The 9,357-nt window shown below is 43.6% G+C and carries 11 protein-coding genes and 1 pseudogene; 5 read left to right on the top strand and 7 right to left on the bottom strand.

Annotation, left to right across the window (positions count from 1 at the left end; all coding sequences use genetic code 11):
* Nucleotides 1–139: 139 nt before the first annotated feature.
* The 4 genes from hisA to QUB61_RS25050 form a co-directional block, all read right to left on the bottom strand.
* On the bottom strand, nt 140–913 hold the full coding sequence (gene hisA / locus QUB61_RS25065; RefSeq protein ID WP_333128179.1) for a 1-(5-phosphoribosyl)-5-[(5-phosphoribosylamino)methylideneamino]imidazole-4-carboxamide isomerase: 774 nt from the start codon (nt 911–913) through the stop codon (nt 140–142).
* 148 nt (nt 914–1,061) lie between these two features.
* A complete protein-coding gene (locus QUB61_RS25060; protein ID WP_333128191.1) occupies nt 1,062–1,247 on the bottom strand; it encodes a DUF2459 domain-containing protein in 186 nt (61 codons plus the stop codon).
* A 133-nt stretch (nt 1,248–1,380) separates the two neighbouring features.
* A complete protein-coding gene (locus QUB61_RS25055) occupies nt 1,381–1,722 on the bottom strand; it encodes a DUF2459 domain-containing protein (protein ID WP_333128189.1) in 342 nt (113 codons plus the stop codon).
* A 157-nt stretch (nt 1,723–1,879) separates the two neighbouring features.
* Nucleotides 1,880–2,515 carry a TraX family protein gene (locus QUB61_RS25050; RefSeq protein WP_333128177.1) on the bottom strand — a complete coding sequence of 212 codons (636 nt, stop codon included), beginning with the start codon at nt 2,513–2,515 and terminating at the stop codon, nt 1,880–1,882.
* Nucleotides 2,516–2,928: 413 nt separating this feature from the next.
* Between QUB61_RS25050 and QUB61_RS25045 the strand changes: the two genes are divergently transcribed.
* The 5 genes and pseudogenes from QUB61_RS25045 to QUB61_RS25025 all read left to right on the top strand — a co-directional run bounded on the left by QUB61_RS25045 (nt 2,929) and on the right by QUB61_RS25025 (nt 7,323).
* Nucleotides 2,929–3,762 carry a hypothetical protein gene (locus tag QUB61_RS25045; RefSeq protein ID WP_333128174.1) on the top strand — a complete coding sequence of 278 codons (834 nt, stop codon included), beginning with the start codon at nt 2,929–2,931 and terminating at the stop codon, nt 3,760–3,762.
* A 6-nt stretch (nt 3,763–3,768) separates the two neighbouring features.
* Complete coding sequence (locus tag QUB61_RS25040) at nt 3,769–4,404, top strand: hypothetical protein (RefSeq protein ID WP_333128171.1); 636 nt, start codon at nt 3,769–3,771, stop codon at nt 4,402–4,404.
* 154 nt (nt 4,405–4,558) lie between these two features.
* Nucleotides 4,559–5,753: pseudogene (locus QUB61_RS25035) on the top strand (RNA-guided endonuclease InsQ/TnpB family protein).
* A 506-nt stretch (nt 5,754–6,259) separates the two neighbouring features.
* On the top strand, nt 6,260–6,463 hold the full coding sequence (locus QUB61_RS25030) for a hypothetical protein (RefSeq protein WP_333128169.1): 204 nt from the start codon (nt 6,260–6,262) through the stop codon (nt 6,461–6,463).
* Nucleotides 6,464–6,537: 74 nt separating this feature from the next.
* Nucleotides 6,538–7,323, top strand: a complete 786-nt coding sequence (locus QUB61_RS25025; RefSeq protein ID WP_333128166.1) for a GerMN domain-containing protein — start codon at nt 6,538–6,540, stop codon at nt 7,321–7,323.
* Nucleotides 7,324–7,473: 150 nt separating this feature from the next.
* Here QUB61_RS25025 and QUB61_RS25020 read toward each other — a convergent pair whose 3' ends face one another.
* The 3 genes from QUB61_RS25020 to efp form a co-directional block, all read right to left on the bottom strand.
* The gene (locus QUB61_RS25020; RefSeq protein ID WP_332957490.1) at nt 7,474–7,866 is read right to left on the bottom strand and encodes a metalloregulator ArsR/SmtB family transcription factor; all 393 of its coding nucleotides are present in this window, start codon (nt 7,864–7,866) and stop codon (nt 7,474–7,476) included.
* Nucleotides 7,867–7,892: 26 nt separating this feature from the next.
* Entirely contained in the window at nt 7,893–8,450 is a 558-nt protein-coding gene (gene accB, locus QUB61_RS25015) for an acetyl-CoA carboxylase biotin carboxyl carrier protein (RefSeq protein WP_333128164.1), read from the bottom strand.
* Between the two features lie 207 nt (nt 8,451–8,657).
* Nucleotides 8,658–9,215, bottom strand: coding sequence for an elongation factor P (gene efp / locus QUB61_RS25010; protein ID WP_333128161.1), 558 nt, complete (start codon nt 9,213–9,215; stop codon nt 8,658–8,660).
* Between the last annotated feature and the right edge of the window lie 142 nt (nt 9,216–9,357).

Genomic DNA, 9,357 nt, shown 5'->3' with positions numbered 1-9,357 from the left:
ACTAATGACTAATGACTAATGACTAATGACTAATGACTAATGACTAATGACTAATGACTAATGACTAATGACTGTTGACTGTGAGTCGGAAAATTGATAACTGTTACATATTGGGTAGCCAGTTAACTCGACATGACTATCAAGCAAAGCTTGAAAAACCCAAATCTGGCGGTACATCCTGCCACCGCCCTTGTCCGACTGCTTGAATTGCTTCTTTTAGCAAGATATCGCCGGTATAAATTGCCCTACCGACGATCGCACTTTTGACACCAATTGGTTCCAAAGCCAGCAAACTCAACAAATCTGCGATCGAACTAACGCCACCGGAAGCAATCACCGGAATCGAAATAGCGTTAGCAATTTCGCGCAAAGATTCCAAATTCGGGCCTTCCATAGTACCGTCGCGGTGAATGTCGGTGTAAATAATTTCAGCAGCGCCTAACTCTGCCATTTTTTGCGCCAATTCTGTTGCTAAAACTTCCGAAGTTTCTAGCCAGCCTCTAGTAGCAACTTTACCATTTCTGGCATCAATGCCAACCAGAATTCGGCCGGGAAATTCGGCGCACAATTCGCCGACTAATTGCGGTTGTTCGACGGCGACAGTGCCGAGAATGACGCGCCGGACGCCTAAATTGAGGATAGCAGCAACAGAAGCGCGATCGCGCATTCCCCCACCTACTTGACAGGGAACGTCTACGGATCGGACGATCGCTTCAATGGCTGCTTGGTTGACTGGATGGCCTGCTTTGGCGCCGTCGAGGTCTACTAAATGCAGCATGGTTGCGCCTTCATTTACCCACTCTCTGGCGACTGCGACGGGGTTGTCGTTAAAAGTTTGAGACTTCGCGTAGTCTCCCTGATACAATCTGACGCATTTTCCATCCAATAAGTCGATCGCTGGAATTACATTCATAATTTTTCCTCAAATTGCTAATTATACCAGCTAAAAAAAAGAATGCAACTTTATGCCCGTGTTCCCCACCCATACACAATCATTAATTCCGAAATCTAAAATCTAAAATCTAAAATCTAAAATCTAAAAGGGTATTACCCATTACCATTTATTCTTGACATTCGCAACCGCTATTTAAATGAAACATAATTGCCGAAGAAAGCGTTGACCGTAAAGGAGTATTGACATCGGCTTTTTGCAAAGCTTCTGCCGTCCAGTCGTTGCAAGTTCTCAAAATAGAGTAACTGCCTTTAGCTTCATAAAAACAGTCCGTGTTGTCGTAGCCGTAGCTAATTTTAATTTTATTACCTGCTGCGTCTAATTGGAATTAAATTTTAATAAAATTTACCAGCATTAGATAATTTGCCCCCTAATTTTAACACATTTGGTTTCTATACTTTGGGGGAAAACCCGATAACTTTGAACCTTTACGGTAGACGGAGTAGCGAGAAACAGCGCCTTGAAAGCTGTAACTGGGTTGATGATTGCTGATGTGGAAGTTTCCAACATATAGCAACCGCCAAGACGGTTAGGACATTCTTAATCGCTGAAACCATTGCTATTACTGGTTCTTCCTTCTTCCTTCTTCCGACTTCCATCGGACTTCTTCCTTCTTCTATAAAAGCTCTATCTCCCCAGCCAAAAGACAAATATTTATAATCAGAAGTGGCATCCCGCCCTATTTCTGTTAGCAGTAAATATTGATTCCCGTCAAAATATTCATTTTTAACTGGAACAATGATTTCGGTGTGGATGCCTTGGTTAGAAATGTATAGAGAGTCCCCAGCGTTATAATTTTGATGAAAGGATATGGTGCTGTTGGAACCTTAATAAATGGTTGCTAGGGGATACCGAGAGATTGAGACCTCCGCTACCGATACAGGGTCGAGAGCTCTGACATCAAGTTCGATTCTTGAGCCTTTCATTTCATAGGATTGTTCTTAGTGCCGCTAGTCCCGCGAGATGGATGGGATAAAAGTAATAGAAGAATTTTTTTTCGATTTCCGTTGGCTTTCGGTTTTTGACCTGGTTGTGGTATGCCAAGATTAGAGGTGTGAAAATTGCGAATATTTGAATGGCACTCTTGCAGGTGATTGTGTAGATAACGTTGGTTACAATCCACCCTATCCACCACATCCGATCCCCTGCTCCCTTCAAGTTAATCATTAATAGTGGGCAAGCCACGGCATACCAGCCGTAACTTACCCCTAAAAGTTGTGCTGTTATTAGACCGACTGTTAGCATGAGATTTTTTTTACTGGATTTGTGCATTTGACTAAATGTTATACCAGCCACTGCCAAGCTAATTAATATATTTAAGTTGAGATCCCTAAACAATAAAATATAGGGAATTTGTGCGATTATTCCAAATAACACTAATCTAGTAATTAAAGGTTTAGCGCTGGCGTTTTCTCGTCTTTTCCAATTCTGCGCAAAAATCCATGCAAATAGTGGGAAACTCAATCTGCCAATGATTCGCATTGGTTCGGCTTCTAGTAAGAATCCGATGTGATCGACTAACATTAAAAGTGTTGCTAGCCATTTCATTTGATTTTGACTCATGCTGATTCTGCTCTTCTTAATTGATTTTTAAACTCTGTTATCACTGATATATCTTTCGGTGAGAGTTCGTAAAAGTTTTCTTTTTTTGTCCAAAACACATTTACTTATGATTTTTTAAAACATTTAATTTTTGATAAACTCCGATTCTATAAGGAGCTTTATTTAGGTCTGCAAGACGTACTTGCTGAACAATTTTAGCTAAGGATAATCTGTTTGGTGATGACATTACTGCCCAGAGAAATATATCAACTCTACTCATATATTTTTAAAATGCAATACTTTAATTTTAGTTAATAAGTTTCGTTTCGGCAATAGGTTTCCCAAAAAATACGTAAAAGCACCATTGCTTACCCTGTGGCAGAGTTTTACATTAAATTTAGTGAACTTATTGAATAGTTGCTACTTCTGTAGGTTTGCTTTCGGCTCGCACTGCTGTTTATCTTGTGGGATTTGGCTTGGGCAGCATTGCTAGTATTTGGCTGCCTATTATAGCAGTTTTAGTAAGTGTTACGGGATTTTTTGGTGCCGGAGCTAGCACTGTTGAATGTGAGGCTTATCGTGCTCAAATGCGGGCTATATATAATGCAAATCGTGTGGCAATGGCAAATTATCAACTTATTTATAAACCTTTGATTGAGGAATTTTATAAAAGTTATTTAATTCAAGCGCAACAACTTGCTATTGATGCAGCACGTTCAGCTTCAGCAACTTGTGCTAGTTTACCTCAAACTGGTACTCAACTATTTTGTGATTATCGCACAAATAATAATAGAGGATGTGGTTACTCTGTTACTTACCCTCGTTCTAGTTGTGAGTTTGCTGAAGCTAAAAAAATAACTGATTCTTTACAACCTCCAAATTTTCCTTTGCCACCTCAGCTTCAAACTTATCCCGCTTGTTCCTCTCCAAATTGTCTCCCCGGTAAAAAGGTTTGGGTACAAGTTGTTTGGGCATCGCCTTCTGGTAATTTTTCAGATCCGAAAGGGTGTTTCATAATTGCCTATTCTCAGGATGCGCCTACTCTGCCCCCTAAGATTGAGTACAACCCCTTTTTGCCTGAACAGTTTGTACGAGATCGTGCTATTTCTTACTATTTAGTCGATGGCGATCGGTTTCGTGGCTTGCGGGATAATGACTGGAAAAATTTAGAGTCGGTATCGGGGTGGGATAAGGGTTACTGGAAAAGCGAGCAAACTGACCCTGAGTGTCGTGGTTGGCGTCCGGGCTGGAGCCGGAAAATTAAATAAATTATTATGAATTATTATTTAAGTTTGTTATTTAAGGCTTTTAAACTTGGTCTTATATTTAAGATAATTACTGGGATTTGGGCTGCAATTTACGTTTTTTGTGTTGAAAGTTATTTTCAAGCTTTTAAATTAAAATCTGCACCTGTAATTGAATTTGGTACGGCAGTAGCTGGCTTTAAAATTTATAATACTGCTGAATCGGATAATTATGAGCTTCGGCCCGCGCGGGCAAAAATTGAGTCTGAATTCGATCTATTCCTTCCTGAATTTCAACTTCGCCCCGATTGGAAGCAACCGTCACCGAGATTGCAGAAGTGGGGTAAGACTCGCAACTGCTGTGTCCATAGAATTGGGTTTGACGATCGGCCAATTGCAGATTTTAAGTGTTTTACGCTTGATGACTGGTATTTGACCAACCGTGATTTTTTGGGTTCGGATTTGGATAGTTCTGCCGTTTCGATTCTTAACGGTTTTTTAACCAAACTCCTTAGTGGTTCGCGCGCGATCGTTTCTGAACCTTATATGCAGCTTGGGAGTATCCAGCACGTGCCACAGTTCAGAGCCAGCGGCGCAATGGGTTTTTACAAATTGGAGGGCCACCTGCTTTCTGGGCTTGGCTTGCCGGCTGCGGTGATTTTTTAGCCATTCGCATTCAGTCCCGATTTAACCTAAATGTCGCGGAATTCCCCATCCGTCTACAGGGTGGGGATGGATAGCGACCAAAAAAACAAACCGCGAAGCAACATTATTTTTTTAGTCTGTACTATAATATTATCACTATTGTGTAAATCCGATAATGTACAAAGCTTACAAGTTTAGGATATATCCAACCAATGAGCAGCAAATAGCTTTAGCCAAAGCTTTTGGCTGTTGCCGCTGGTTTTGGAATTATTCTTTGAACTTGTGCCAAGAAACATATCTCACAACAGGGAAAGGTTTGTCTAGAGGAGCTATTCAAGGTTTATTGCCAAGTCTCAAGAAAGAGTATTCTTGGCTAACTGATGCCTACTCTCAATGCTTACAATATGTCGCACTGAACTTATCAACAGCTTACAAAAACTTTTTTGAAAAACGAACAGGTTTCCCCAGATTCAAATCTAAGCATGGTAAACAGTCGATTAGTTACCCATCTAACGTCAAACTTGATGGAGATTATCTCAAACTCCCTGGAAAAGTAGGCTTAATTTATTGCAAACAGGATAGAAAGTTTGACGGACAAATCAAAACTGTTACCGTTTCACTTAACCCGGATGGCAAATATTATGCTTCGGTTTTAGTAGATGATGGTAGAGAGCTTGCTCAACTTTCTACTGAAGGAAAAGCAATAGGTATTGATTTAGGTTTGACTCATTTTTGCATTACTAGCAATGGTAGTAAATTTGATAATCCGCGTCATACGACAAAATATGCTCGCAATCTTAAAAAGAAACAACAAAGTGTAGCTCGCAAACAGAAGAGTAGTAAAAATAGATATAAAGCAAAAAGTAAGGTATCCAAAGTCCATTCAAAAATTAGACGAGTTCGAGAAGATTTTTTACATAAACTATCCCGCAAGATAGTCAACGAAAACCAAGTTATTGCCGTAGAAAATCTGAATGTGAAAGGTATGGTACGCAATCACAACGCGAGCGAAAGCAATATCAGATTGTGGTTGGGGTCAATTTTGTACGATGCTCAAGTATAAGTCTGAGTGGTCAGGCAAAACTTATATTGAAGTAGATAGGTTTTTTGCTTCTTCTAAAACTTGTAGCGTTTGCCTCAATCGAGTTGATAGCTTGTCATTAGATATTAGAGATTGGACTTGCAGTCAGTGCAATACACATCACGATCGCGATGTCAATGCAGCTATCAACATCAGAAATGAAGCCTTGCGGATATTGGACTTAGGAACTAGGTCTACAGCCAATGGAGGGAATGTAAGACAACCGGGCAAGACTTCGGTTTTGTTAGATGCAGTTCCCTGTGAAGTTGGAAACCCCATCCCTCTATAGGGTGGGGTAGTTCATCAACCACTATCACAAAGAGTGCGAGCTTGGTAGAGTTCAGATCGCAGAGTTAACGCGCCAGGCCTTCAGCGCTGATTTGCGACCTGCATGATGTCGAATCCGGGCTGGAGATTAGGCTGATTGAGTTGCTGGGCGACAGTTTGTTCTATCGCTACCACCGAGTGTTCGATCTGTTTGCCTTTGGTTATAGGGAGATCTGATGGCTACTACCCTCGAATCTACCCCTTTGAAGACTTCCTCTGCCTGCCCAAGAAAACAGCTTTGCGTCGCTTTCGGCAAGCTTGCGGCCTCGGCAAAGTCGAGAAATCTAGCGGCCAAGTCAAAGCTGGTAAGCTGTTGCGGCATTTAAATAGAATGTCAACAAACAATTCGGTGTCTTGTGGGGTGGGCCGTCTAGCCCGCCCTGAATATGCAATTTAAATGCGTGACAGCTTAGTGGTGGCGGCAACTGGACAGGGTGCGCGAATACTCGCAGCACTTTGTGGACTTATGTGAACTGTCGCATCGAGCCTCAGAAACTCACAGGGCAGACCTATACTGCCATTGAGTTAGAACTGCGAGAATATTTCATAGGCCGCGCTTTCGATGCCGACGGAGCCAAAAAACGCGGCAGACGGCTCGCCGATGCCCGAAACGCTACTTGTCGCAAACTTACGGAGCTAGTATTTCGGGAACTTTACAATGAAGTGAAGTAATTTAGGAATAAGCGATCGCCCTTGACCGTTTATTTCTTAAAAAAAAATGTCACCGTGTGCGGAGGATTTGTATTATGAAAGATGGACAAGAAGTACGCCGCGTCTCCACAGCAGTGATTGCCGGTGTTTGCGGGTTGGCTTTAGTGGCCGGAGGGGGCATTGCCTGGTGGACCGCGAACCGTTCGCCAGCGCCCGCAGACACGCAGTCTTCCGCTCCGACTACCGCTCCGGCGCTGTCCCCAAGTCCTGCGGAATCCCCTGCTGTAATTATCCCCGTACCCCCTCCAAATCCTGTCCAACCGCCTACCGCTCAGACGCCTACCGCTCAGACGCCTACAGCTCAGACGCCTACAGCTCAGACACCTACCGCTCAGACGCCTAACGCTCTGGCATCAAAGTCGCCTCAGCCCAAGCCTTTGCAGCAGACGCCAGCCCAGACAGTGCAAGTCTACTGGGTTAAAGAGGCGAGCGGCAAATTTGAGGGAGTTCCTACGAAAGTAGCTGTCAAACAAGCTGACAAGCCTGATGCAACTTTACAAGCTGCTTTTAACAGTTTGTTGGCAGGGCCGAAGGATGCAAGTGTTTCTAGCGAAATTCCTCAGGGGACAAAACTCCGGAGTTTGAGTGTCAAGAATGACGGAGTTTATGTCGATTTGTCTGCAGAATTTACTTCGGGGGGAGGCAGCAATTCGATGACTGGCCGGTTAGGGCAAGTTATCTATACGGCTACGAGTTTAAAACCGAATACCAAGGTTTGGATTTCGGTGGAAGGCAAGCCTTTAGAACTTTTGGGTGGCGAAGGTTTGGAGGTAGCTCAGCCGAGTACCCGCCAAAGTTTTGACAAAAATTTTCCCCTTTAGTAATTATGAGTCATTAGTTAGGAGTCATTAATTAGGAGTCATTAGTCATCGGTCTGAAGGCAGAGAGTAGGGATTAATAACTGATGACTCATGACTGATGACTCATGACTGGGGATCCAGGACTGGGGACCGAGGACTGGGGATTAATTTTCAGTGCTTGGTAGTCAGGCTAAATGCCCGAAAGTGTAGGGCTTGCTGTTCGATCCGGCTGGCAAGCCGATCGCACACCATATTACACAGCTCGAAAATTAACTCGTCCTGCACCTTATAATAGGCTGAAGTCCCTTCACTCCGGCGAGTGAGGATACCAGCTTGGAGCATGAGTTTTAGGTGCTTAGAAACATTGGCTTGACTCGTTTGAGTAGCTTCCACCAACTCTTGCACGCATTTTTCGCCGTCGCGAAGCAAGTTCAAAATTCGTAAACGCATTGGCTCGCTCAAAATACTGAAATACTCAGCAACTTGTTGCACAACCTCTTGCGGGACAGGCTGGGATGACTTCATCAAACTCACCGGAGAGAAGTGATCTGGAAATACTAGCATTTATTCCATAACAATAAAGTAATCTTTCAATCCGGATTAATTCGCATCAAAACTTGACCGTATTCGACAGGTTCGCCATTTTGAACTAAAATTTCCATCACTTGACCGGACACTTCATCAGCATCGATCTCGTTCATCAGCTTCATCGCTTCGATAATACAGACTGTCTGACTGACATTGATGCGATCGCCCACATTTACAAAAGGCGGCTCGTCGGGAGCTGCAGCGCGATAAAAGGTTCCTACCATCGGCGAGATAATTGGCACCCATTTCGTATCGACAGGGACAGACAGGGCAGGAGGCACAGCGGCAGGGGCGACGGGTGCCGTGTCTGCCACATCCACTCCTAAATTTTGGTCAATAGCAGGATTTGACGCTAAGGTGGGGCTAGCAACAGCGCCCAAGGCGATCGGAGCGACTGTCGCCACGGCTGCAGGGAGCGCAGCAGCGGTGCCTGGTGAACTTGCCAGAATGCCTTTGCGTACTGTCAGTTCAAGATCCCCACTTTTTAAGGTCAGTTCCGAAATGCCAGTTTTGTCTAATACAGTTAGCAGTTCGCAAAGCTGGTTTAAGTCTAGTTGCACAGCAGATTCAAGGGTAATTGAGAATTGAGAATTGAAAATTGAAAATTGAAAATTGAAAATTGAAAATTCGGCGAAGCTAGGAGAATTAACCGAGTTTGGAGGCAAAAGGGATAGTTTTTAAGCTGTGAGCGATGAGTGTTGAATTTTGACTTCTTTAACTCATAACTCAGAACTAAAAACTAACAACTCCCTTTTCCTCCGTCGTTTCTACTCTCGGCCGAGGTACTTGTCTTCACGAGTATCAATCCGAATCCGTTCTCCAATGGAAATAAATAGAGGCACCATAATCTGAGCTCCGGTGGAGACGATGGCGGGTTTGCTGCCACCGGTGGCAGTATCTCCTTTGACTCCGGGATCGGTTTGCAGCACTTCCAAGACAACAGAGTTGGGCAGTTCCACTTCCAGGATTTGGTCGTTCCAGCGAAGGATGTTGACTTCCATCCCTTCACTGAGGTACTTGACACGATCGCCTATTTGCTTGGCACTGAGGCGACTTTCCTCGTAAGTTTCCATATCCATAAAGACAAACTGGTCGCCCTCTTTATAGGTATGCTGCATCGCGCTCTTTTCCAGGTTGGCTTGAGGCATAGTCTCGCCCGCCCGGAAGGTTTGTTCTACTACGTTTCCGGTTTGGACATTTTTTAATTTTGTCCGCACGAAAGCCGAGCCTTTTCCTGGCTTGACGTGGAGGAATTCGATAACCCGCCACACGCCGTTATTCCATTCAATTGAAACACCTGGTCGAAAGTCGTTACTGGAGATCATATAAATTTTTGCGGGCAATCCCGTCGCCTTGCCGGCACGGGGGAACTACAGTCAGTCGATTTTAGATTTTTGATTTTAGATTTTAGATTTACTCCACAGATGAATTTGGGAGATTGAACCTTGGTCTAAAATTTTGATCTCT

Source organism: Microcoleus sp. C2D2 (assembly GCF_036702495.1).
Taxonomy (GTDB): Bacteria; Cyanobacteriota; Cyanobacteriia; order Cyanobacteriales; family Microcoleaceae; genus Microcoleus.
The sequence above is the reverse complement of the archived record's forward strand: the minus strand, read 5'-3'. Positions and strand labels throughout refer to the sequence as shown.

Bases quoted from the DNA above. Each gene is read 5' to 3' on its own strand.
- QUB61_RS25050 (WP_333128177.1), bottom strand. From the start codon at position 2,515: ATGAGTCAAAATCAAATGAAATGGCTAGCAACACTTTTAATGTTAGTC.
- QUB61_RS25025 (WP_333128166.1), top strand. From the start codon at position 6,538: ATGAAAGATGGACAAGAAGTACGCCGCGTCTCCACAGCAGTGATTGCC.
- hisA (WP_333128179.1), bottom strand. From the start codon at position 913: ATGAATGTAATTCCAGCGATCGACTTATTGGATGGAAAATGCGTCAGA.
- QUB61_RS25040 (WP_333128171.1), top strand. From the start codon at position 3,769: ATGAATTATTATTTAAGTTTGTTATTTAAGGCTTTTAAACTTGGTCTT.
- QUB61_RS25020 (WP_332957490.1), bottom strand. From the start codon at position 7,866: ATGCTAGTATTTCCAGATCACTTCTCTCCGGTGAGTTTGATGAAGTCA.
- efp (WP_333128161.1), bottom strand. From the start codon at position 9,215: ATGATCTCCAGTAACGACTTTCGACCAGGTGTTTCAATTGAATGGAAT.